Origin of the sequence: Paenibacillus dokdonensis (assembly GCF_004916975.1) — a bacterium.
Classification (GTDB): Bacteria; Bacillota; Bacilli; order Paenibacillales; family Paenibacillaceae; genus Paenibacillus_AQ; species Paenibacillus_AQ dokdonensis.
The window spans coordinates 1,366,471-1,390,106 of record NZ_STGQ01000002.1 but is presented as its reverse complement, the minus strand read 5'-3'; the positions used below and the strand labels follow the sequence as shown (position 1 = coordinate 1,390,106).

At 48.3% G+C, this 23,636-nt stretch carries 18 protein-coding genes and 1 pseudogene; 4 read left to right on the top strand and 15 right to left on the bottom strand.

The genetic code is table 11. The annotated features are described in order from the left end of the window. Position 1 precedes the first annotated feature (1 nt). Both fsa and zwf read right to left on the bottom strand, forming a co-directional pair. Complete coding sequence (gene fsa / locus E6W40_RS24185) at positions 2 to 667, bottom strand: fructose-6-phosphate aldolase (protein WP_136608087.1); 666 nt, start codon at positions 665 to 667, stop codon at positions 2 to 4. Between the two features lie 63 nt (positions 668 to 730). Then, positions 731 to 2,278, bottom strand: coding sequence for a glucose-6-phosphate dehydrogenase (zwf, locus tag E6W40_RS24180; protein ID WP_136608086.1), 1,548 nt, complete (start codon positions 2,276 to 2,278; stop codon positions 731 to 733). A 147-nt stretch (positions 2,279 to 2,425) separates the two neighbouring features. Between zwf and E6W40_RS24175 the strand changes: the two genes are divergently transcribed. Beyond that, the gene (locus tag E6W40_RS24175; RefSeq protein WP_136608242.1) at positions 2,426 to 3,304 is read left to right on the top strand and encodes a LysR family transcriptional regulator; all 879 of its coding nucleotides are present in this window, start codon (positions 2,426 to 2,428) and stop codon (positions 3,302 to 3,304) included. Positions 3,305 to 3,448: 144 nt separating this feature from the next. Here E6W40_RS24175 and E6W40_RS24170 read toward each other — a convergent pair whose 3' ends face one another. The 3 genes from E6W40_RS24170 to E6W40_RS24160 form a co-directional block, all read right to left on the bottom strand. Continuing rightward, positions 3,449 to 5,023, bottom strand: coding sequence for a sigma-70 family RNA polymerase sigma factor (locus E6W40_RS24170; protein ID WP_136608085.1), 1,575 nt, complete (start codon positions 5,021 to 5,023; stop codon positions 3,449 to 3,451). A 206-nt stretch (positions 5,024 to 5,229) separates the two neighbouring features. Then, on the bottom strand, positions 5,230 to 6,132 hold the full coding sequence (locus E6W40_RS24165) for a hypothetical protein (RefSeq protein ID WP_246073157.1): 903 nt from the start codon (positions 6,130 to 6,132) through the stop codon (positions 5,230 to 5,232). After that, a complete protein-coding gene (locus E6W40_RS24160; RefSeq protein WP_136608084.1) occupies positions 6,129 to 6,686 on the bottom strand; it encodes an RNA polymerase sigma factor in 558 nt (185 codons plus the stop codon). The genes E6W40_RS24165 and E6W40_RS24160 overlap by 4 nt, the downstream gene beginning before the upstream one ends. A gap of 394 nt (positions 6,687 to 7,080) precedes the next feature. On the opposite strand from E6W40_RS24160, the gene E6W40_RS24155 reads away from it, so the two are divergent. From E6W40_RS24155 to E6W40_RS24145, 3 genes are read left to right on the top strand one after another with little or no spacing between them, the layout of a single operon-like run. Further along, positions 7,081 to 7,875: a DUF6492 family protein gene (locus E6W40_RS24155; RefSeq protein ID WP_136608083.1), complete on the top strand. Its 795-nt coding sequence runs from the start codon at positions 7,081 to 7,083 to the stop codon at positions 7,873 to 7,875. Beyond that, positions 7,872 to 8,981: a glycosyltransferase family 4 protein gene (locus E6W40_RS24150; protein ID WP_136608082.1), complete on the top strand. Its 1,110-nt coding sequence runs from the start codon at positions 7,872 to 7,874 to the stop codon at positions 8,979 to 8,981. Before E6W40_RS24155 ends, E6W40_RS24150 begins: the two co-directional genes overlap by 4 nt. Positions 8,982 to 9,028: 47 nt before the next feature. Then, on the top strand, positions 9,029 to 10,360 hold the full coding sequence (locus E6W40_RS24145; protein ID WP_246073175.1) for a sugar phosphate nucleotidyltransferase: 1,332 nt from the start codon (positions 9,029 to 9,031) through the stop codon (positions 10,358 to 10,360). A 532-nt stretch (positions 10,361 to 10,892) separates the two neighbouring features. Here E6W40_RS24145 and E6W40_RS24140 read toward each other — a convergent pair. The 10 genes and pseudogenes from E6W40_RS24140 to E6W40_RS24095 form a co-directional block, all read right to left on the bottom strand. Then, complete coding sequence (locus tag E6W40_RS24140; protein ID WP_136608080.1) at positions 10,893 to 13,277, bottom strand: hypothetical protein; 2,385 nt, start codon at positions 13,275 to 13,277, stop codon at positions 10,893 to 10,895. Positions 13,278 to 13,321: 44 nt separating this feature from the next. Continuing rightward, positions 13,322 to 14,206 carry a carbohydrate ABC transporter permease gene (locus tag E6W40_RS24135; RefSeq protein ID WP_136608079.1) on the bottom strand — a complete coding sequence of 295 codons (885 nt, stop codon included), beginning with the start codon at positions 14,204 to 14,206 and terminating at the stop codon, positions 13,322 to 13,324. A 16-nt stretch (positions 14,207 to 14,222) separates the two neighbouring features. Next, positions 14,223 to 15,113, bottom strand: coding sequence for an ABC transporter permease (locus E6W40_RS24130; protein ID WP_136608078.1), 891 nt, complete (start codon positions 15,111 to 15,113; stop codon positions 14,223 to 14,225). A gap of 86 nt (positions 15,114 to 15,199) precedes the next feature. After that, positions 15,200 to 16,819 carry an extracellular solute-binding protein gene (locus tag E6W40_RS24125; protein WP_136608077.1) on the bottom strand — a complete coding sequence of 540 codons (1,620 nt, stop codon included), beginning with the start codon at positions 16,817 to 16,819 and terminating at the stop codon, positions 15,200 to 15,202. Between the two features lie 308 nt (positions 16,820 to 17,127). Continuing rightward, on the bottom strand, positions 17,128 to 17,904 hold the full coding sequence (locus tag E6W40_RS24120; RefSeq protein ID WP_136608076.1) for a helix-turn-helix transcriptional regulator: 777 nt from the start codon (positions 17,902 to 17,904) through the stop codon (positions 17,128 to 17,130). 211 nt (positions 17,905 to 18,115) lie between these two features. Beyond that, positions 18,116 to 18,457 (bottom strand): annotated as a pseudogene (locus E6W40_RS30175) (response regulator); the annotation flags it as partial. A 61-nt stretch (positions 18,458 to 18,518) separates the two neighbouring features. After that, entirely contained in the window at positions 18,519 to 20,273 is a 1,755-nt protein-coding gene (locus E6W40_RS24110) for a sensor histidine kinase (RefSeq protein WP_136608075.1), read from the bottom strand. Positions 20,274 to 20,867: 594 nt separating this feature from the next. Continuing rightward, positions 20,868 to 21,248 carry a hypothetical protein gene (locus E6W40_RS24105; protein ID WP_136608074.1) on the bottom strand — a complete coding sequence of 127 codons (381 nt, stop codon included), beginning with the start codon at positions 21,246 to 21,248 and terminating at the stop codon, positions 20,868 to 20,870. 196 nt (positions 21,249 to 21,444) lie between these two features. Next, the gene (locus tag E6W40_RS24100) at positions 21,445 to 22,740 is read right to left on the bottom strand and encodes an ABC transporter permease (RefSeq protein WP_136608073.1); all 1,296 of its coding nucleotides are present in this window, start codon (positions 22,738 to 22,740) and stop codon (positions 21,445 to 21,447) included. Continuing rightward, positions 22,733 to 23,635 carry an ABC transporter ATP-binding protein gene (locus tag E6W40_RS24095; RefSeq protein WP_136608072.1) on the bottom strand — a complete coding sequence of 301 codons (903 nt, stop codon included), beginning with the start codon at positions 23,633 to 23,635 and terminating at the stop codon, positions 22,733 to 22,735. Before E6W40_RS24095 ends, E6W40_RS24100 begins: the two co-directional genes overlap by 8 nt. Position 23,636 lies beyond the last annotated feature (1 nt).

Below are 23,636 nucleotides of genomic sequence, written 5' to 3'. Positions count from 1 at the left end.
ATTATTTAACGCTATTTTTCCAGTCGGCTGCAAATTTCGCAAGTCCTTGATCCGTCAGCGGGTGTTTCGCGATTTGTTCAATGACGGCAAATGGAACCGTGGCGATATGAGCGCCTGCCATTGCGACGCGGGTCACGTGATCCGGATGACGGACGGATGCGGCGATAATTTGCGCGTCCAGTTGATGCGTGCGGAACAGCTGCGCGATTTTGTCCACCAGCAGTACCCCGTCCTCCGAAATATCATCCAGACGGCCCAGAAAAGGCGATACGTACGTTGCACCGGCGCGGGCCGCAAGGAGTGCCTGGTTGACGGTAAAGATCAGCGTTACGTTGGTTTTGACGCCTTTGGCCGACAAATAACGGCAGGCTTCCAGACCCGCGAGGGTCATCGGCAGCTTGATCGTAATATTAGGATCATGATTGTTGATTTTGATCAGTTCATTGGCTTGGGCAATCATTTCTTCTGCTGTTTCCGCATCCGGGGTCACTTCAGCGGAGACCGATTCCACTTCCGGGACCAGCTGCAAAATTTCAGCGATACGATCCTCAAATTTCACGCCTTCTTTGGCTACCAGGGAAGGATTCGTTGTCACGCCGGACAGTACCCCAATTTTGTAAGCCGATTGAATATCCTGTACATTAGCGGTATCAATAAAAAATTTCATTTAAAAAACCTCCAGTAAATGAATTCGATTTTGATTGCATGGTAGGATCACTGAATAGGAAAATTAGTTGACAGGCACGGGTTCTATTTGTTGATCCTGTACTTGCTCTGCTTGGTTCACCGCTGCAGGAGCAGCAGGCTCGGACGGTTCGTCAAACCACCAGTGGAATCCATCATCAGCAAGCAGCGCATCGGCGGCTGCCGGCCCGTGAGAACCCGCTTCATACGGGTACAGCGGCACCTCATTCGCAGCAAAAGCTTCAAGGATCGGCTGAACCCACTGCCAGGAAAGCTCGACTTCATCCCAGTGAACGAAAAATGTAGAATCGCCGTTCAGCGCGTCATGAATCAGCGTTTCGTAAGCCTCCGGCGCTTCTTCCCGATCCGGATACATATCGATATGTACCGGCTTAAACTTCTCTTTGTGATGCGGATCCCGGGTATTTAATTGAAGCGTAATCCCTTCATTGGGACCAATCTCAATGACAAGCATATTCGGGACAGTCGTCTTATCGGGATGCAGGGAAGAACTAAGCGGTTCTTTGAATTCGATCACGATCCGTGTGTGTTTGGATTGCATGCGTTTGCCCGTCCGGATATAAAATGGAACCCCGCGCCAGTGGTAATTATCGATGTTCAGCTTGGCGGCGATAAACGTATCGTTCATCGACTCGGGCGAAATGCCGGGTTCGGAGGTATAGCCTTGGACCTCTTTTCCTTGAATCGTTCCTGAAGCGTATTGCCCGCGTACGATACGGCTGTGTACATCCTGTCTTTGGAGAGGATCCAGCGCTTCGAGAACTTTTCTTTTCTTGAGTCGTACATCCTCCGCCGAGGCGATGTTATGGGGTGAATGGATGGTCAGCATCATGAGCAGCTGGAGCATATGGTTCTGGAACATATCCCGAACGGCTCCGGCCTGATCGTAGTAACCAGCCCGCTCTTCCACACCCACGGTTTCGTCTGCGGTTATCTGGACGTTAGCGATATAACGGTTGGTCCACAGCGCCTGAATGACGGGGTTCGCTTCCTTCAGCGCCTCAAGCTGCTGTACCATCGGCTTGCCGAGATAATGGTCGATCCGGTAAATCTCCTCTTCGGTAAAAGCTTGGCTGAGCTGGCTGTTCAGCTCCCGCGCGGAAGCAAGGTCATGACCGAAAGGCTTCTCGATCACGAGCCGCTTCCAGCCTGCTGCACTGCCGAGTCCGCTTTCCTCGATTTGGGATGCAATCGTGCCGAAGAAGTTCGGGGCAACGGACAGGTAGAACAAACGGTTTGCCGTTCCTCCTACCTCCTGTTCCCATTTTTCCACCCGTTCGTTTAACTGGACAAAGTGAGATTGTTGATCGATATGAAGGACGTTAAAGCCGAACAAGCTTAGAAAAGCTTGCAGGGTATCATTTTCTTGGACTTCCAATCGGTAAAAATCATGAAGAGACTGCTTCACATGAGCCTGAAAAGTTTCGTCCGAAAGTTCCTTTCGCCCTAGACCAATCACGGAGAAAAATTTCGGCAGCTTTCCATTCATATATAAATGATACAAGGCGGGGTATATTTTCCGTTTGGCCAGATCCCCGGTTGCTCCAAACAATACAAAAGTTATAGGATTCATTTCAATTGCTCCTTCCATCAGGGTTTTATAGCGAGCATGGTGATTTCCGCCCGCAAAACTCTGGTTTCTTTTTCTTTGATTCACTATAATACAAATATGTGGCATACATGTAATCAATATATTTCCGAGGAGCTATAGACCGTGTCTATGACCAATAATGACGAACTGTATAAAGTTTTCTATTGGGCTGCCAAAATGGGAAGTTTAACACAGGCAGCCAAAGCATTATACCTCACCCAGCCCAGCGTTAGTCATGCAATCAAACAGCTTGAAGAACGGGTTGGCGTAACCCTTTTTTACCGCAATGCCAAAGGGGTAGCCCTTACTCAGGAAGGTAAGATTCTTTTTTCATATATTGAGCAGTCCCAAATTCTCATTAACTTGGCAGAAGAAAAAATGGTAGCGCTGAAAAATCTGGACAGTGGCGAGCTGCGGATCGGCGGCAGCGATTCGTTGTTTAAGCATTATCTGCTCCCTTTCCTGGAGGATTTTCATATACAATATCCAGGCATTAAACTTCACCTGAAACATGGCACGACACCGGAAGTCATTTCTTACCTCAAGGATGGGCGGATTGATCTGGGGGTCGTGCGGATGCCGATTGTGGATTCCCTGCTTGAGGTTACCGAAAATATTCAGCTTCAGGACTGCTTCGTAGCAGGTGAGCGTTATGCGGAGCTGAAAGGACAGGTCTTGTCCATGGAACAGCTGATGGAGTATCCGGTAATATTGTTCTCGCGCAACAGTCGGGTAAGGATGGCCATAACGGAGCTCTTCGAAAAATACGGCCACGAGCTGAAGCCAGACATTGAAGTAGGCAGCGTTGACCTGCTCATTGAATTTGCCCGGAGAGGTCTCGGCATCTCTTTCGTCACGCGCGAATTCGTATCCAAGGAATTGAAGGAAGGGTCCCTCTTCGAGATTGAACTGGATGTTGAGGTCCCTCCCTCCAATGTAGGAATGATGATTATGAGAAACATGCCCATTTCTACGGCAGCAACGAAATTTATGGAGATGGTTCGGTAAAAGAAGATGTCGCCCCTATCTCTGCTTGGCTGGTAAACCGTTTCAGTGATGCTTCTTCAAAAAACACAAAAAAAACGTTGTCACCTTTGACAACGTTTTTCTTTATTTATCGGCTCTAATTCTTTTCGTATGAGCAGGAAGAACTTACGCCTCTGTGCACATCTCGCGGATCGTTTGCATGGAGGAATCCCAACGCCAACTTGGAAAATGCCCCTGCAGATGCACCCCGCCATACCATGCATCGATTCCTTTCTTCTCGGCCCAATCCTCCCTTCCATCCATGACGTTCCTGCCAAGCTCCGTTAAAGCAACAACTCGATCTTGAAGCGATATCGATGAATCTTTATAAGTTGGAAGCGGCTTTATGCCGCTGATTTGCAGCAAAGGGTACGGTTCCTGTGACATTTTCATTAAAATATGCCAGTATTCCAAATCTCCCATACCTAATCTGTGGAGCTTATTCCCTGTCTGCTGAAATAATGCTTGCGGAGAATTTATTCCCGCATGAATCATTTCCAGCGTAGTTTGTTCTACAATGCCCAGTCCATTATTGGTAGAGGGGAAGCGCGATAAATGCATTTGAAATGCATCATGGGCAAACGGCAGCGCTGACGTATCTTCCCGTAACAATTGCTGCAGTCGACCTGGATCTTGCGATGCGTAAGCTTCCCAAAATAATCGGCCCAGGTCCAGCTCCTTAGCTCCAATCGACTTCCATGTACCCGACAATGTTTCCATTTGCGCCTCAGAGAGCTGCCCCAGTCCTCGAAACAGCTCAATCCCCGGATACTCTCCGATGCATAATAAGCTCAGCTTCGTGCTTGGCAAAGGATGCTCCGAAAACCAATGGAGCAGGAAGCACAGCATCGTTTGATCGAATAGATCATGCTCAAACCATAATATAATTTCATCGTATCGAGCTGAATCAGCCAAAGCCTTTTCTTGCATGTCTCTATTCTGTATATATTCTTTTTGCGGAACCCCCAAGGTTTGTTCAAGATATTGCGCTCTCTCCAAACGATTGTCCAATGCAGAAGAATCCAAACTTACAGGACCATGAGGATACACCTCTCTCCACACTAAAACATCCCCTTGCACAATGCCCTTCCGCAGCTTCTGCGCCACCGAATCTCCGTTTACGATATGAAGCACATCTTTTCCTCCTTCGTACAAATGGTTGAACACGGAAATGAAATCAGTCACGGGAAGTGCAACTTTCAGCTTGCGGCGAGCATCAAACAGCCGCTTTTTCAGTACCGGTACCGAAGCCCCCAGAAACCCGGAAATCTCTTGAAGGGAGTAGCCCTGAAAATAAAATAATTGAACGGCAATCCGCATATTGGGCGTTAATTGTGCTATAGAATCGTGAACCAGCTTCTGTGCTTCCCTTTTCTCAACAATGTCTGATACACATATGGGGGACTCTGCCGATTCCGCCACTTCATCATAGGGTATTGCCAGGTGCTGCTTACGGCGGATGATACGATAACATTGCCGCACCACAATTGCTTTGAACCATCCTGGAAAAGCTTCTAAGGAACGTAGTTTATTCAAATGCAGAAAAGCTTCCGTGAAAGCTTCCTGCACTGCATCTTCCGCTAATTGAAAATCATGCAGCTTCTCGTACGCAACCGCATTCGCCATTGCTGCAAAATGCCTGACGATATGTTCAAAAGCCTGCCTGTCCCCCTGCCTTGCCTCTTCAATATATTGAAGCATGCTCTTCCCTCCCTTCTTCCGTATTACAACAAAGTGCCAATGGCGTTCACAAAGGTTACCTGAATGTATCGCAATCATTCATCCGAGCAGATCCCGATATATGATAGTATACGACAAAAAGGGGGACTTGCTGCCCCCTTTTACTCGCTCAATTTATATTTCACGGCTTTAACATCCAACTTAATTAACCTCTTCAAGCTCATACATTAGTATAGCGGCAGTGCTTCTTGTTTCAGACCGGTGAAAATATCGCCAGACTGCTCCAGGAAGGAGTCGGGCAACTGATAATAATCATCTCCCATCGATACGACCTTTAACTCGGGAATGATATACATGGACATGCTGGTCCCGTCTTTGAGGTTAAACTTGAGTTGATACGATTTCCCCTGGGATTGCGCCTCGGCAATGGACTCGTATTCTTTGTTGTTTAAGTCTGCCGTTTTGGCATCGTACAGACCTTTAACGATAGACTCTACAGAAGCATGATCCGTAACTTTCTTCAGCACGTCATTCCCCACGTGATTCAGAATATGGATGTCTTGCACATGCTCCTTCAGGTTAGCCATATCCAGATAATCCTTTGCAGTGATCGCGGAATTGTTTACCTTCGCCACGATTTCCGCCAGATAATAGTTTTGCTCATACTTTACCGCAATGCGAAAATGAGATGGAGAATTCGGGATTTCATATAGCTTTCCGCCAACGGCGAACGTCGTAGCATAATCCTTTTCCGCGTATTTGTTTTCATCATGATTCTCGAGGTCACGGTTGATATCAAACTCTAATGTTCCGAGCGATTTTACTGGCTCTGATCCCGTAAACTTAAACTGTGCGCCATCGCTTACAAATGCGTAACGATATCCGTTGTAATTTAGAAATTTACGAATTCCGGTTGGGGACGCTGCCGGCGTCTGCTGTGATATTTGCGGGGAAGCAGGAAGCGGCGTATTTGGAAATTTATAAATAGCAAAACCTAAAACAAGTGCAAGGCAGGCTGCGATGGATCCCCATCTGGCATAGTTTCTTTTCGTGCGCGTCGCTGCATTGGCTTTTTCGATCAGATCGCCGTCTACGCCGCCGATCGCTTTAAAGAGATCTCTATTATTCATTGGACATAACCCTCTTTCTTCAGATATATTTGGAGTTTTTTTCGTGTTCTGAATAGGACTGACTTGGTTTTGCTTTCACTTATCGAAAATCGCGAGGCGATATCCGCCAATGAATCAGAGTACCAGTATCGCCGCAAGAAAATATTTCGATGATCTTCATGAATACTCTGCAGAAACCTGCTTATGGCCCCGGCCATTTGCTCTTCCTCGTACCTGCTTTCAACGTTGTCCGAGGAGGATAAACAATCGTTTAATTCATCAAGGACTGTCTCGAATTCCTTATTGCGCTTTTTAGCTGTGTAATAATCAAATCGGTTCAATGCGATATTCCGCGTGATCCTCCCCAGATAAGACGACAGCTTGTCAGGAGACTTCGGTGGGATTGCTTCCCACGCTCCCAGAAAAGCATCGTTCACGCATTCTTCTGAATCTTCTACATTGGATAGAATGTTATGGGCAATCCGGGTACAATAATTTCTATATTTTTTGGATGTTTCTTCTATTGCTGTTTCATTGCGCGCAAAGTACAATTGTATGATTTCTCTATCTTCCACTCCATCACTTCCGTTCGGTTTGATTAAGGCCTTCACTTATAAAGTAGGAAACGAAGCGCTTTGGTTGCAAACTTATTTTCTTTATCTAATTAAAGACGATATATATCTTCATAAGCTTCGGCATGTGCTGCGGATAATATGACATGGAAAGATGATTAACTGCGGGAGGCTTCATATACAGCAAAGGAAACGGCTTCGATTTCATCCGGCGTGACGACGTGTTTCGGGACCTGTTCCTTAAGATCGCCGAGTCTCTCAAAATGAAAGTGAACCCATTCATAGTTTTAGACCCAAATCCTTACTTTTGTGTGTTTTGCAACCTCACTATACCCATTCCCTTACATTCTTCGAGGCATATGATAATCCCATATATTTGATATATGGAGATGAGCAAATGACAACACCAATTGATGTGTTAATCCCAGCGATTGAGAAGGATCTGGCGACACTCCCCCATGTTATCGATGCCGTAAGAAAATATGTGAAGCACCCTATTCATGAAATCATCATCGTGGCTCCGCGAAAACAAAGAATTCTGGATCTGTGTACGAAAAAGGGGTGTCGATTCGTTCATGAAGATACGGTTCTGCCCATAACGAAGAAGAACATTCATTATCAGTCCAAAACGTGGGATCGGTCAGGTTGGCTTTATCAGCAGCTGCTTAAGCTGGGCGGCGATAAGTTGTGCTCATCCAAATACTATTTGGTGATGGATGCCGACACCGTGCTCATTCGTCCCCATGTCTTCAAGACGGGCGACAAGACCGTGTTTTACTGTCGAAACTGGAGTCAGCCCGAATACTTCCATACGTATAAAAAACTGATGGGAAAAAGCCGCTCTGCTAAATTGTCCTTCGTTACCCATTACATGCTGTTCGAGAAAGCAAAAGTGAAGCAGTTAAAACAAGCGATTGAGTCCAAACATAACTCGAGCTGGCACTCGGCCATTATGAGAAACATGAATAAATCCAAGCAATTTGCTTTCTCGGAATTTGAAACGTATGGTAATTTCCTTTACTCGTCTGAGCCCGGGAAGATGATATTGAAGCAGGCACAGAATAAGAGCTTGCATTTGAGTTTCCCTCAAATCTCACCTTCCAAGATGTCTTCCCTGACCAAAAGCTACCGTTCCATTTCTTTTCACAAACGTAAAGGGTATCTTAAATCTTCCAAGACGGTCGCCAAATGAAGCCCTATGAAGTGGTCTGGAAAGGACCGATACACAAAACAAGCGGTCTTGGCCGTGCCAGCAGAGCCTATGTAAGATCACTGAAGCGGCAGGGCGTAACCGTTAGATTAGGTGCAACAAGCCATCGTAAAAACGGCATCCAAGGCAAAAAGGTACTCATTTATCACCATATTCCGAGTCACATGCAATGGAAAACAGAGCGCAGCGTGTATGATTCCATGATTTTGAATACCGTGTGGGAAACAAGCACGACCCCCAAAGGCTGGCTTTCGCATATGAACAAATTCGATGCGGTGTGTGTTCCCACCCTGCATAACAAGAGAGCTTTAAGGAACAGCGGAGTGAAAGTCCCGATTTTTGTCGTTCCTCATGGGGTAGACACTAAGGAGTTTCATCCGAACAATAAGAAGATGTCTTTGCCGGCTGCGGCAGGGAAGTTTACCTTCGTGTCTGTCTTCGGCTTCCAGCATCGCAAAAATCCGGAGGGTCTGCTAAGGGCATACTGGGAGGAATTTTCCTCTAAAGATAACGTGATTCTGGTGATCAAAACGAACGGATATGCAGTGAATGAAAATGAGAAGTGGATTCAGCAAAGAGTCATGCAATACAAAAAAAGACTGGGGATTCAAAAAGATACCGCCCCTGTTGTCATTATCGGCCAACAGCTCAGTGAAAGCCGGCTCAAGGGCTTATATACGCTCGGTAATGCCTTCGTCCTCCCCACTCGCGGCGAGGGCGTTGGACTGCCCTTTTTAGAATCGTTGGCGAGCGGCGTGCCGGTCATCGCTACAGGTTGGGGCGGGCAAATGGATTTCCTTACGCACAGCAACTCTTTCCTGGTTCCGTATCAGCTGAGGAACCCGTCAAGCAGCATGAACAGCGCCATATCCAGAAAGTTCAGCAACCTGTTTGCGCAAAAGGGACAGCTCTGGGCCGAACCAGATCTGCACAGCCTCAAAAAGCTCATGAGGAAAGCGTACGGGAATCCCGATCTTTGTAAACGGAAAGGACGCCAAGGCCGACGGGATATGCTTCAGATATCCTGGGACCGGGCGGGGGTATTAATGAAAAATGCGATTGAAGAGACCATTCGATCCAAGTCATAAGGATGAAGGTGATATTCCCCAAGGAAGGAGGAATCAGCTTGCGTATTGTGCTATTGTGCGGGGGATCGGGAAAAAGGCTGTGGCCTTTATCCAACGAGATTCGCTCCAAGGTATTTCTTAAGCTTTTGACATCCGAGGATGGGGTCAGAGAATCGATGATTGAACGGATTTGCAGACAACTGGATGAGGTGGGTCTGCTTCCATCCACATGTATCGTTACGCATCAGAGTCAAGTGGAAATTACGCGCAGCTACGTTGGCGAGCACATCCCTATCCTAGGGGAGCCCTATAAAAGAGGAACTTTCACAGCCATCGCTTATGCTGTAAGTTATCTTCACGAAAAGCTGCAAGTAGATCCGAATGAAACGATTTGCATTCTTCCCGTGGACACTTACGTCGATACCGCATTTTTTCGGCTGCTGCATCGTTTTCCCGATGTCCTGTTACATTCGAAGGCAAGTCTCGCTCTCCTCGGAACCAAGCCTATTCGTCCTTCCGATCAGTTCGGTTATATCGTTCCTGTTCTGCCCAAGGAGAATGGCGAATATTCTTTCATCCACCAGTTCATCGAAAAGCCTCATGAGCAGACGGCCAGTCGCTTAATCGAGCGTCAGGCGATGTGGAACTGCGGTGTATTTGCATTCCCTTTAAGATTCATGCTGACGTATTTGAAGGATAAGGGGCTTCCTGTTCAAGCGGAGCATTGGCTGGCTCATTACGAACAACTTGCTAATGCCAGTTTCGACCAGGAAGTCGTTGAGCATACCATGCCTGCTGTTGTCATGGGGTATGATGGATATTGGAATGATCTGGGGAGTTGGATGGCGCTAAGCGGCCATTTGGAGGAGCAAGTGATCGGATCAGGGCGAATATCGGATGATTCCCCGAACACCCATCTCATTAACGAACTGCCCTACCCCATTGAAATCATTGGCGTCCCGGATATCATTGCTGCGGCAAGTTCCGATGGCATTCTGATCGCGAACAAGGATAAAGCCAATCGAATCAAGGAAATGCTCGCGCAAGTGCCGCAGATTCCAATGTATGAAGAGAAAAGATGGGGCTCCTATCAAGTCCTGAATTATTGGAAAGATGAAACGGGAATGGAAGCCATGATCAAGAAAGTGCAGCTCACCCAAGGAAAATATACGAGCTATCACCAGCATCTCGAAAGGCAAGAAATCGTGACGATTGTGACGGGCAGCGCGGAGATTCTCATGGAAGATAGATTATACAAGCTTCAGGCGGGCGATGTTTTACAATTTCCGGCTGGCATCAAGCACGGAATAAAGGCTGTTACCCATCTTGAGCTGATGGAGGTTCAACTCGGTAAGGATCTTGCCAAAGAAGATATCACTCGATTTGAAATAGACTGGTAGAGTGTTCCTTGACCCCATCTTATCGATCTCAGAGATTCCTGATCGCTTTAGCCTCTCAACTCGCTTTATACCGATAATTACTATTGCCGCAATAAATGCCATGATTGCCAGAACGCAAACCATAATCGTTGCTTCCCCATGACTTTTTGCAAGAGACAGATATTCAGTGGTTCCGTCCGAAAGTACGCAACAAATATCTTTACAACTATGATGTTGCTCAGAGTGGCGAGAAAGTCCAGAGGACTTTTCGACGCTCTGTTTTTTTATATGGGAAGCAGATCTTTATGGTTTGAAAATATTGTTCACACCATGAATCTCTCCTTTTAAAAACTCACTTACTAAGCTTTATTAGGTCGCAATGAGTATACTTCTATCTCCGTTAATGTTAACTGACACGCTGGTTCTGGATAATAAAACAGTCAAAAAGATGAAGGCACCCTTTCCGGGTACCTTCGCAATATTCGTTATCATTGTACTGGTTTGCTCTTCATGCAATTTGATGCTCCAATTACGGCTCCGCGTACTAATTTAGCTATACGAACAGATTCTGAATAATCTCGCCATCCGTTCGGATCCAGCAAGTATCCTGGACCTCCGCAAGGCATTCCTTGGATTGATCATGAATATGAACCTTCGCTTCGCCGACATTCAGATGGATCAGTTCCACCTGCGGCTCGGTCGGATAGATATGAAGTACCCCGTCTGCTTCTGTGGCGCTGCAATTCCAGGACAGCCATCGTCCTTTTTCGTCTTTTGCCACATACGCTTTTCCCAAGGACACTTCGGCAAGGCATTTAAAATGTTCATGCACATCGTTATCCTGCAGGTTTTTCTCATGCCAATCCGAGATCATTCCAATATACTGTTCCCCGATGACAAATTCCCGGGAAGGATAGCTCAGCGTATGATGATGCCCCTGCTGCGCCTGGCCCAGATCAGCTGCAATCATCTGCTCGCTGATCTGCCTCGCACGGACATACGGGTCTGGAACGAATGCCCATCTCAACTGGCCCGTATTCATATCTACCATCTGTACGTTGCTGCCCAGCGCATTCATCGTCTGCTCCAGATAAAGCACCTGCCCTGTAAGCAGATATGCATACCAAGTCGCGTAAGTACGCCATGAGGTCCAGCCATGCGGAGAATTCAGCATATTCGGTTGAATAGCCACATCATATTGCGACTCCCAAAAACGCCGCGTCCCCCCTCTTTGGCGGCCGTCCGGAATTATAACATTCGTAAGGCACTCATGCCCCTTCAGCAGCTTGAGCGACGCCTCGCAGTACATATCCCGCATGTGCTCATCCTGCTGCATCAAGGCGAATAATCCAAGCTGAAGCGCACTGCAGCTAATCATTCCGTCCTCATAGGTAAGCTCGCCTTCGGTATCGATATCTCCATCCGCTGCAACCAGTTCATCCATCGCTCTCCGTACGGAAGCCATATGCCGCTCAAGCCGTTCATGCCATGCAGGATCCTGCTTAGCTAAAGATTTTTCGGCCAGAACAAGCTCCATGATGCTTTTGGCCGGGTAAATGACTGATGTGTAATGTGTCCGCCCGGCACGATAAGAACCATCCCGGTCCTGTGCATGGGCGATCAGCCAGTCTGCCAGGTCAGAAGCTTTCCGTATGGCGGCCTCATCCCCAGTCGCTTCATATTGGTCAACCAATACGCCAACCATCGAGCTTACGTTTTGTATCCGGTGTTTAACCAGCAGTGGTTCATGCCGCTCCTCATCGAACATCAGGGGATATATGGAATTCAATATCTTGTCCGTCTGCTCAAGCATGTCATGATCCGGAAGATACCGCTCTGCCGTATACAGGGTGTAAAGCCCGTACCAGCTTTCACAGTGGGAGGTCGCCCGAGGCGGGAAAATAAGCGCCGCTGCCCTCGCCTTCTCCATAAACCAGAGCCAGTGAGGTCTTACAGAGACAATGGCCGCGCTTTGCTTGCCCGAGCCATTTTCCACGCAAATATGAATCTGGCCCGGCACGTCTCCTGACTGTAATAACAACTCATATTTGTCCGTTCCAACAGCTTCCGGTTCTAACATCATCCGCTTCCCATCCGGCATCAAGATCCGTGCCGTTACGCACTCAGAGGAATGAATCGTCATGCGGGTGCATTCCCCCTGTGCGAGCGTCGTCCGCTCAAGCTCAAGCAGCGGGGCGCCGCAGACCGGCGCCATTAACGGCAGCAGACCCTTCAGCTGTTTGAGCGGAGTCATGCGGAGCGTCCACTCTTTCGTCTCCCCCGGGAGCAGCTGATGCAGCGTCTGCGGATGGCGTTCCGGCAGAGGACCTGTGTGAAGGAAATCGAGCGTAAACGTCTCCACGCGATGACCGCCCCATTCCATCTCCCCTTCCATGTAGCCGACGTTGTACTTCAGGCCCCAGGACGCTATGGGCTGCTGACATGAAAGACCTAGCACGGTCCCTTCCGGCCTCATGCAATATCCCCAGAAATGCGTCCGTTCACACCGCAGCAGCGTCGGAAAAAATGTCTCATTCCAATCCGGGAACTTCTCCATATAGGTGTCGATTCCGGTAATCAGACCAAGCGAAACTGGCTGTACCGGAAGTTTCCCCGTATTGACAACGGCTGCTGTCACCGCGAGCTGGCCGTCTACACTGTGATAGCGGAGCGAAAAGTTTAGCGGTCCCGCGTTTCCGGTAAATGAAGCCCCCTCCGTCTCCCGCTTCTCCAGCGTCAAATCGATCACATGCTGTTCTCCATCCCACTCCCCTTGCCAAGTGAACCCGGCATAAGGTCCTTTTCTGAAACCCACTTCGACCCATCCTTCGTCCGACAGCAGTTTCATTCTCTTCACTTGTCCGTTTACGTAAAGCGCTGCCTGCCAGCGGGAGTCTCCGATCTGTATTAATGCATCCTGCGCCGATGACGCCACCATAACGTTTCCTCCTCCTGTGTGTTCGTTTTGTCTTGTACTCCCTGTCATTCTTTAACCGAACCCAGCATAATGCCGTGAATAAAAAACCGCTGCAGAAACGGATACACGATGAGTATCGGCAGCATGGAAATGACAATCTTCGCCGCGTTCAGCGTTTTACTGGACAACTGCGCTGCCTGACGCAGCTCCTCGGTTGTCATGTTATCCGTATTGATCTGCACGACCAATTGCTGAATGTAGGTTTGAAGCGGATAATGCTCCTGCTTGTTCATCAGGATCAGTCCGTCAAAAAAGGAATTCCAGTGCCCCACGATGCTGAACAGCGTGATGGTCGCAAGCACGGGCACAGACAGCGGCAAATACACTTTGAGCAGCATATACCAAGGTCCTGCCCCGTCCATCATACCGGCTTCATCCATATCCCTCGGAATACTCCGGAAGTAGTTGACGAGCAAAATGACGTTAAATACCGGCACGGCGGTCGGCAGAACCAAAGCCCAAATCGTGTCGAGCAGTCCATAAGATTTAATCGTCACGAACCAGGGAATAAGCCCTCCTCCAAACAGCATCGTGAACACAATGAACCACATATAGATGTTGCGGAAGCGGAATTGTTGCGGGCTCCGGGACAAGGGGTAGGCCATCAAAGCGCATATAACGAAATTGATGATTCCCCCGAGCAACACTCGCTCGAGCGAAACGCCGAATGCGGTAAAGAAGGCCCGCTCCTGTAATATCTTTTTGTAGGATGAAAGCGTGAAATCCACCGGCAGCCAGGATACCATTCCTCCGGCAACAGCAGACTTATCGCTGAAGGATACCGCAATCGTATACCAGATCGGAAAGATGCAAAGTAACGACGAAATGACCAAGATAGCTATAATTACAGCGTCCGCCGACCGCGACAACAATGTGACATTTCGAACCATAACGATCCGCCCCCTCTTAGAAAATACGGTAGTTGGCGAATTTGGACGCCAGTACATAAGAAATGATGATAAGCACGAAGCTGATGACCGACTTCAACAGACCGACGGCTGTCGCCAATCCGTATTGGACCTGAAGCAGGCCTGCGCGGTAAACATACGTATCAATAATATCGCCTGAATCATAGACGAGGGGATTGTACAGATTGAATATTTGATCAAAGCCAGCATTCAGCACGTTGCCGAGACTCAGCGTGGCCAGCAAAATAATGGTTGGTTTCAGGCTTGGCAGCGTAATAAATCTCAGCTGCTGGAGCCGGCTTGCGCCGTCGATCGACGCGGCTTCGTACAGCGCGGGATTGATCCCCGTCAACGCCGCCAAATAGACAATCGTCCCGAAGCCAAACTCCTTCCATACGTCACTGGTAACGATAATGCCCGGAAACCAATGGTTGCTGCCTAAGAACATGATTGGTTCGATGCCAACTCCGCTCAGGATCTGGTTAATCAAGCCATCCATAGACAGCAGGTCGGAAATAATCCCCGCCAGAATTACCCATGACAGAAAATGGGGCAGATATACGATCGTCTGAACGCTGCGCTTTAGGAGCACGGTTCTGACCTCGTTCAGCAGAAGCGCGAAAACAACGGGAACGATCATGTTCGCCACGATTTTGAGCACAGCGATATAAATCGTATTCAAAAAAATGTTTCGGCTGTCGGGCAGCTCGAACAAATAACGGAAGTTATCCAGTCCCACCCACTCCGAATGCCAAAAGCCGAGACCCGGTTTGAAATTTTGAAAGGCAATCGTTATGCCGAACATTGGCACGATACTGAATAATATAAGCAACAATATGCCGGGCAGCAGCATCAGGTGGTAATGAAGTTCAAACGGTTGTTTTTTCATGGTTACCTCTCACCTCTTATGCAGTCATGATCGACGTACTCTCCATAGAAGGAAGACCTCGGTTAGCGGAACCGACCCTGCATCGTTTACTCACCAAGCGCTTCCCGGACTTCCTTCGTAATTTGGTCACCGCCCAGTTTCTTCCACTGTTCTACGAACGTATCAAACGAGTCCAATGACTCTTTGCCCATAATGATCTTCAGGAACGTTTCTTTCTCCATCTTATCGAGCGTGGCATTCTTGAGCTCCATTGTTTTGGTGATGGAAGTAAACAGGTTTTCTGCCGGCTTAAGTGGTCCGTGCAGCGGGTCGCTTCCGACGGTGTAGGAATAATACGGCTGCCATGCTCCCAGATCCTTGGTCGGATCGAAGTTCGCTGCCTTCGCTTTCGCATAAATATCCTGCATCTCAGGAATCATATCCTCCGGCTTCGATTTTCCGTTCAGAACATCTCTCAGCATATCGTGCTTCCGGGTCACCGTATCCGCATTTTCAATGACTAGCCGCATCGGCCAATAACCTGGATTCACCCGGTTATCCAGTTGCTTGGCATCCGGATCCGTTCCTCTTTCTCCCGCAACCGTCGTATTCAAGGAAATCATAACGGCTTCCGGATGCGCTATACCTTTTTTGACGACTACAAACGAGCTGCTCACCGGAACCGTGTGCGTATTGAAATTCCCTTCGGCATCCAATGGCGCGGCCAGTGCCACCCAGTTGGATTTCGGATCATTTTTCACCGCATCTCCCAGGGCTCCCCAAGGTAACCACCATGGTCCAAAAAACATGCCGGCCTTGCCTCCGCTCATCAATTCGTAGGCTTCCTTCCGCAGCGCAAATTCCTTGTCGATCAAGCCTGCGGCATACCAATCCCTTAACTTCGCCAAGGCATCCTTTACCTGGGGTTGAATCGAGCCGTAGGAAACCTGCCCTTCTTTATCTTTCATCCAGTAGTCCGGGTAAGCTCCGAAATAACTGAAAATTGAAGCAAATCCATTATCGCCGTATACAAGATCCGTCGGCGATCCCGGCAATCCGACCGTATCCGCTTTTCCATTGCCATCAGGGTCCTTTTCGATGAAGGCCTTGGCGACAGCCTCGATGTCATCCACTGTTTTGGGCTCCTGCAATCCGAGCTTATCCAGCCAATCTTTACGTAACCAGAGGAAGTACGGGGCATCCCCTTGTGGCACGATATTCGGTATAGCCATCAACTTATCGTCAAAAGTTGCTTTTTCCAGCGCCTTGCCGTTCGTCGAGGCATAAAAGTCTTTGACTTGCTTTGAAGCATACTGCTCATAAACTTTGGACATGTCCTCCAGCTGCCCGGCTTCAACCAATTGACGCAGCTCCTTCTCCCCGACAACCATGACGTCCGGGATGTCGTTGCTGGCTATGGCTACTTGAACCTTTTGGGTGAACGGATCTCCGCTTTTGGCTGTGAGCGTATAATCGAACTTAATGTTCGTCTTGTCGAGGATATAGCGCGTGAACTGATTATTGTCAACCGTATCCCCTGCCGGAAGGGATTTATCCTCCGGATTCAGCGGTTTGGCTACGGTAAGCGTCACGGGCTCGGGATATTTATAGAATGGATCTGCCGGCGCCGCTGCCTCCTTCGTCTCGGAAGCACCTTGATCATTGGCTGCACAACCATTCACGATGAGCACGGTACTTGCGAGTAATGCAATCATCCATTTTTTCATGAAAGCTCCCCCAGTCAATTATTTGTTTACGCTTACAGAAGTGAATTCAACGACTCGCGACTGCTCTATAAGCCTTATATCCATTGTATCTCCGGCTCTGCCTCCGAGAGTTTCATTCTTTCCTCAGAACAGGGCTCATTTCGTACGATAAAATGGTCTTGTCGACGTTTGCCAATAAACCTTTCAATCATTTGTGCACCTGCTTGTGCATCGTTTACAACCCTCATGCAGATCAATATCTGTTATACGCAGACGGGCCCGGCAGAACCGCTGTCCTGCCAGGCCCGTCGCTTACGGCTTCAGTCCCCTTATTTCATTGCATTTCGAAACGCGCTGGGAAGCATTCCCGTTTTATCCTTGAATACGCGGCTGAAATATTTTTCGTTCGGGTATCCTGTCTGCATAGCAATCCAATAAATCGGCTTGTCGGTATCCGCCAGAAGCTTTTTGGCCCAGTCAATTCTCGCTTGTCGGACATAATCGTTGAAAGAAACCCCCACAATATCCCGGAAGCACTGGCTCAGATAACTTTGGCTCAGGTTTACTTCCTTTGCGATTTCCCGGAGCGTAATCTCCCTGCTTAAATCCTGGTTAATACTCTGTGCAGCCTTCCAGACGCAGGAGATGACCTCGCGGGAATACGACGGCTTGAACAAATAAGATGCAAGCTCCTGTCTTAAACGGCCGAGCCAGATTTTCCAATCCTGCCAAGACAAAAGCTCGTCCTGCGGAGCTTTCCACGTCTGCGCCGGCACGACGCGTTCCCAGCGAGTGGAGGCCATGACGAACAATGCATCAAGCTGCTGCGGCATCGGCTTCATTTTCTCGAGAACAGCCATATTCTCTGCGAATTGCTGATCGTGAATGACCCATTGCAGACTGGACCACGCTTCTTTTAGCTGCTGTTCCTCATCATGGGAAACCGGCAATTGCTTAACCGCCTCTTTCAGTTGCTCTAGATTCCTTTTCCACAATCCCGCATGACCTGGGTCCCATTCATAGAACATAAACCGGTCCCTGTACTCCTGAAGCGTACTCATGACCTGCTTGCTGCTCTCGTGGCCGATGCCTTCAAGAAGTATCATGATACCGCTCCGCAGAAAAGGATCTGCGAGTCGCCATCCCCTCTTCGAAGGGCTCCTCCCTTTCCTTACAATGGAGCAGCCAAATCCCAGGAACGCATTCCTCGACGGGAAGCCCCTGATAAACCGGACTTTCTGTATTTCGGGTCCCTCCGGCAGAGGCAGATATCCATACCATGGCTAGGTCCGGATTCTCTCTATCGGCCTCCTCATAAATCCGCGTCTGCTGATTCATTTCGTACCGAATTCGCTGCTCGATTCTGCCTAGTACCGCCTCCATTTTATCCTGCTGAAGTTCCGTCTTAGCGATATAATCAATCGCTCCCAGCCGGAGCGCCTCCTGTATGTATTCAAAATCCTGATGAAACGTCAAAACCACTGTCCAAATCCGCGGATAGAGCTGCCGCAACGTCCGAATCAGCTCGATTCCGCTCATTCTCGGCATGGCCAGATCGGTGATCAGCAGATCCACTTCCTGCTTGCTTAGGAATGCAAGGGCTTCTTCCCCATTCCCTGCCTCTCCGGCAACCTCCATTCCGAAATGTTCCCAGGGCATCAGGGAAATGAACCCTTTCCGTACAAGTCTGTCATCCTCAACAATCAATACGCGCACGTGGTCATTCTCCTTTCCCGGGTAGAGGCAGCGGAATCGTAATGATGATGCTTGTCCCTTCCCCGCTTTGGCTGCGAATTTGAATTCCGGCAGAATCGCCGTATTGGTATTTCAATGTTCTGATTACATATGGCATGCCAATACCCATCCCACTCTGTTTATGGGTCGAATGGTCTCCCTGCAGAATCCGGTCCGCTTCCTCCGGCGACATGCCCGCTCCGTTATCGCTGACCTCAATCCGGATGCCAGCCGCTGCCTCGCTGATGTCGACCATAATAAAGCCATCGTCTGCGATGCCGTGATATAACGCATTCTCTACCAGCGGCTGCAGCATAAACCGCGGGATGCGGAGCTCAAGCTGATCGGGCTCCACAGCAATCCGAATATCAAAATGGAATTGGTACCGCACCTCCTGCAGCGCAATATAATCCTTAAGCGCCTCAAGTTCCTCGCGAATGGAGGCCGTTTCGCCTTTGCCCAGATTATAGTGAAGCACGCGGTTCAAGGTGGAAATGAGATGATCGATATCCTCCTGACCGTTGAGCCGAGCCTGCCACCGGATCGTGTCCAGCGTATTATGAACGAAATGCGGATTGATTTGAGAGATCATTTTCTCCACTTCAAGACGCGACTTGTTTCGTTCATTTTCCTTGATATCCTCAATCAACTGGATGACGGTTCCCTTCATTTCATGGAATCGCCGCAAAGAATAATCAAATTCATCCATTCCTGTTAACTGAATATTCCCCGCTGACTGATTATGCGTCATGGACCGGATTTCACGGTTTAACCTGGTTAGCGGCCGGGTCACCGTCCTCCAGATCAGCCAGGCGAAACCAAAGCTGACAAACAAAGATAATACGGCTATTGCCGCAAATTGTAGAAACCAATTGAATATCTCATGCTTGTAAGACTTCATCGGTATGACAGCCACAACCCGCCAGCCCTGATTGCTTGCTTCCTCAAACATATATTGGGTGCCAAACGCTACCTTACCCCCGTTCCCGCCTTGCTCAGCCAGCTTCATACCGACCGGGAAAGATGCAGGTTTCTCGCTGTAAGCAACCCGGTTATCCGTATCGATAATGAGATGGTATACCTCCATCCCATACTGCAGCTTATTGAAGACGGTATCAATCAAGCGATTATCCGTTTCCATGTAGATGTACATCTGATCCAGATCGGGAACATCGATTTTACGCGTTATGGACATCACCGTCCGGTCGAATTGAGCATTAAGTGTTTGGTGCGGGCCATAATAAGTCATGCTCGTAAGCTTCGTAAACACGGGAAGTTGATTCGGATCGAACCCGTCTCTGACTTGCAGATTCGGAAACAGAATCCTGTTCGTGTCCTTATCGTAGTACAGCATGAGTCCGATATTCGGATTGGTAGACGTAAGAAGATTCATCTCCGTCTCAATCTCGCCCGCAAGAATCTTCCGGTCGTACGGATGATCGTTGGTCATGTATGCGTATATATCCTTGCCGACCCGTCCGTCAAAAGCCAGCTGCTGCGAAGCATAGTTCAGATTTCCAAGCACATTTTCCATTGATACTTGCACCTGCTTCAGGTTACTGTGTATTCCGCTTGTGATTTTCGTCTCCAAAATGGCATGCATGGACGTATACGAGATGATGCCTATCAAGAGAAGCGGAATAAAAGTGCTTAACAGGAGTACATGAATAAGCTTTCGTTTGAGAGAAGTGGGCATGATCATCCGGCGTGCCCTTTGAGTGAATTGGGAGAGCCTGTCCATCTCACACCAACCTTCCGCTAAAATATGTAATGGTTTTCATCGCAAATTATAAAGCAATTTCTATGAACAGCCTAGGTCTTTGTAAATGGGGATCTGCTCTGGAACAGGGCGGGATACCTCGGAGCCGACTACGAATGACGGATTATGCAAAAAAAAGAAGACACCCTTTCCGGGTACCTTTGCTAGATTCGCTATGATTATACTGATTTGCTCTTCATGCAATTAAGCGTGACTTTACTTGCTACCTTGTCGTCCGTGGCATTTTGATCAGCCCCAGCAGCACGCACCCCATTCCTTCACCCGTCATCAGTCCGTTCGTGAAATCATTCATGGCCACACCCAGCCGTTCCAGACCAGCGGGGATCAGGATAGAGTCACGTTATGTTCAATTCCCTCCCCCTGCTCCTCATCATCAACTTGATTACTACCATGCTATCAAGTTATAAAAATTACACCTCCCACCAACTAACATTGATGGACAGATGAGCATTGGCTGCTGAATTTTCCAATAGAATGTAATAAGTTTGATTTGTCGTCATGGGTGGAATGACCAGTTCACCGTCTAAATCAATATCTGCTGGTCCTCCTAATTGGTTAATCACTTGAAAAAGTACCGCCACTTGTCGGGTTTGCAGTTTGTGAAACCCAACTTCCAGTGACTACACTCGCATCGGGATATGCCCAATTGGTATTTCGAGGTGTCGCTGATGTTCCACTTACGTTCAGAGTAGCATTACGATAAAGACTAAGAATCGTGTCTGATGATGATGAAGCTTGAATGTTGTCAAAGCGTATCTTCTTTCTTGAATTTGCAGGGACAGTTAATTGTAGTGCCAGGAAACCGTTCGCTTGGACAACGGACTGGTTTCCTGTTGTGATTACATAATAATCTCCTGATTGAGCCGCTGTATAAGACGGCTCCACAGCACCTAAAGGATCTTTGAGGGGATAATTGAAAACATGGTTATTCGGCAACGTTTTCCACCCACCTTCTTAACGTTTGATTAAATATTCTATGTAATCTATCAGAGGAATGCATGTGTCAGTAACCCCGATCATCCAGTCTCTTGAAACCCCATTTCAATACAAAAAAGCAGGTACATCCTCAATCGGATGCCCTGCCTCTAGTCTCAGTTGTAACTATTACTCACAACAACATATATGCATTTCACTAGATCTTATACGCCTTCATCGCCTTGCGAAGCTCTTTGAACGATGGACGTTTGCCGTACATCAGGACACCTGTGCGGTAGATCTTGGCAGACAGCCAGCCAAATACCAGAATCGCTACGATCAAGAGCGCCAGAGAGATAAGAATCTGCCATACCGGTACCTCGCCCATTCCGATTCGCACTAGCATAGAGGTAGGGGCTGTGAACGGGATGAAGCTGGTGATCTTGATCAACATGCTTCCCGGCGTATTGATGCTGAAGATACCGATGTAGAACGTGATAAGCCCGAGCATCGTAATCGGCATTACGGCCTGACCAAGCTCTTCGGTGCGGCTGACGATGGAGCCGACAGCGGCATATAGCACAGCGAACAGGAAGTAGCCGAAGATATAGAACAGCAGACCGTATATCAGCACAGAAAGATTGATATCCGCAAGACTGAGGTGGAATTCCTTCAGCATCCCCACATTGTTCGGCAGCATCACGTTAGCAGCAATGACCACGCCGAAGACAGCAATTTGGGTAATGCCCACCAGGAAAATCCCGATGATCTTGCCGAACATTTGGTTCAGCGGCGATACGCTTGTGATCAGAATTTCCATGATACGCGAGCTTTTCTCCGCAGTAACTTCTGCCGCTATCATATTGCCTGTCATCATGTTAGAAGAGAAGAACAGAATCATCAGGAAGTACACGATAATATAATTCATGATTTTCTGATTATTGTTCTTCTCCGTATCTCTTCCCGCATTTGCCTTGGCATCGTCAGAAATATCAAGCGAGCTCAGCGATACCGGCTTATTCAGGGCAGCAATTTGCTCGGCGGTCAGAGAATCCTTCGTAATCATGGTGGTTTTCACATTTTGCAGCGCTCCCTGCAAATAGGTGTTCAGCCCTTGGCTGATATCTCCTTCACCTGCATATACCACTTTCGGAAAAGCCATATCGGCCGGGTCTTCCTCAAATTTCAGATAGCCTTCAAGCTTACCGTCCTTTACGTCATTTTTCAGCTGATCCTCAGTGCCTCCCTCGTATTTCACAAAAGCATAATCCTTATTGCCCGAAGCGGCTGCATACTTCTCCAGTTCAACCGCCGTTTCCTGCTGGCTTCCATACAAAAGGCCGATTTGCATCGCCTTCCCGTCATCTCCGCCGCTAAACTGCTTGATCAGATAAGGGATGTTCATCCCGATCGTAATAATGATGGCGAGCACCAATGTTGTAATCAGAAATGATTTCGTTTTGACTTTATTCTTATACGTAAACCCGATAATGGTTCCCAAAGTATTATTCATGTGATTCACCCACCTCTTGAATGAAGATTTGGTTCAGTGTTGGCTCTTTGATCTCAAAGCGCTCCACTGTCGTTTCAGCCATAGCATGCTGCAGGATCAGCTGAGCTGTATCCGGTGTGTTGATATGGATATGGTACCCCTGTTCAACTGCTTCCACTGCTTTGACTCCTGGAATAGAATCCAGACGGCTCACTTGACCCTGGGTGTACAAAATCACCTCTTCACGCGGGTAACGTCCTTTAATTTCTTTAATATCTCCTTGCACTACCGTATTTGATCGATCAAGGATGGTGATCCGCCGGCATAGCTCTTCAACATGCTCCATGCGATGCGTCGAGAACAAAATGCTCGTTCCGTTGTTCCGCAGTTCCTTCACTGTCGCCTTGAGCAGTTCCACATTGACCGGATCCAGGCCGCTGAAGGCCTCATCCAAAATCAGGATTTGCGGCTTGTGAACGATTGCGGCGATAAAGCCCATTTTTTGCTGATTTCCCTTAGACAACTCCTCAATCCGCTTATCGTAATACTCCGGAACCTCGAACCGGTCGAGCCAGTAACGCAGGCTTTTATCCGCATCCTGTTTGGACATGCCGCGTAAGCGGGCCAGGTAAACAATTTGATCACTGATCTTAACCTTCGGATACAATCCGCGTTCCTCCGGCAAATACCCCATCACACGTGTCAATTCATTGCTGTAAGGCTTGCCGTGGTAGAGGATATCGCCTCCATCCGGGTAAATCAGCCCCAGCACCATTCGCATGGTTGTCGTCTTACCGGCACCGTTTGCTCCCAAAAGTCCGTAAATCTCGCCTTGCTCCACCTGCAGTGAAATGTTGTTTACCGCCGTCTTTTCCCCGTACTGTTTAAATACATGATCTAATTGCAACGCTACCATG

Coding starts and splice junctions, on each gene's coding strand:
- fsa (WP_136608087.1), bottom strand. CDS start 667: ATGAAATTTTTTATTGATACCGCTAATGTACAGGATATTCAATCGGCT.
- zwf (WP_136608086.1), bottom strand. CDS start 2,278: ATGAATCCTATAACTTTTGTATTGTTTGGAGCAACCGGGGATCTGGCC.
- E6W40_RS24175 (WP_136608242.1), top strand. CDS start 2,426: ATGACCAATAATGACGAACTGTATAAAGTTTTCTATTGGGCTGCCAAA.
- E6W40_RS24170 (WP_136608085.1), bottom strand. CDS start 5,023: ATGCTTCAATATATTGAAGAGGCAAGGCAGGGGGACAGGCAGGCTTTT.
- E6W40_RS24165 (WP_246073157.1), bottom strand. CDS start 6,132: ATGAATAATAGAGATCTCTTTAAAGCGATCGGCGGCGTAGACGGCGAT.
- E6W40_RS24155 (WP_136608083.1), top strand. CDS start 7,081: ATGACAACACCAATTGATGTGTTAATCCCAGCGATTGAGAAGGATCTG.
- E6W40_RS24150 (WP_136608082.1), top strand. CDS start 7,872: ATGAAGCCCTATGAAGTGGTCTGGAAAGGACCGATACACAAAACAAGC.
- E6W40_RS24140 (WP_136608080.1), bottom strand. CDS start 13,277: ATGGTGGCGTCATCGGCGCAGGATGCATTAATACAGATCGGAGACTCC.
- E6W40_RS24135 (WP_136608079.1), bottom strand. CDS start 14,206: ATGGTTCGAAATGTCACATTGTTGTCGCGGTCGGCGGACGCTGTAATT.
- E6W40_RS24130 (WP_136608078.1), bottom strand. CDS start 15,113: ATGAAAAAACAACCGTTTGAACTTCATTACCACCTGATGCTGCTGCCC.
- E6W40_RS24125 (WP_136608077.1), bottom strand. CDS start 16,819: ATGAAAAAATGGATGATTGCATTACTCGCAAGTACCGTGCTCATCGTG.
- E6W40_RS24120 (WP_136608076.1), bottom strand. CDS start 17,904: ATGATACTTCTTGAAGGCATCGGCCACGAGAGCAGCAAGCAGGTCATG.
- E6W40_RS24110 (WP_136608075.1), bottom strand. CDS start 20,273: ATGGACAGGCTCTCCCAATTCACTCAAAGGGCACGCCGGATGATCATG.
- E6W40_RS24100 (WP_136608073.1), bottom strand. CDS start 22,740: ATGAATAATACTTTGGGAACCATTATCGGGTTTACGTATAAGAATAAA.
- E6W40_RS24095 (WP_136608072.1), bottom strand. CDS start 23,635: ATGGTAGCGTTGCAATTAGATCATGTATTTAAACAGTACGGGGAAAAG.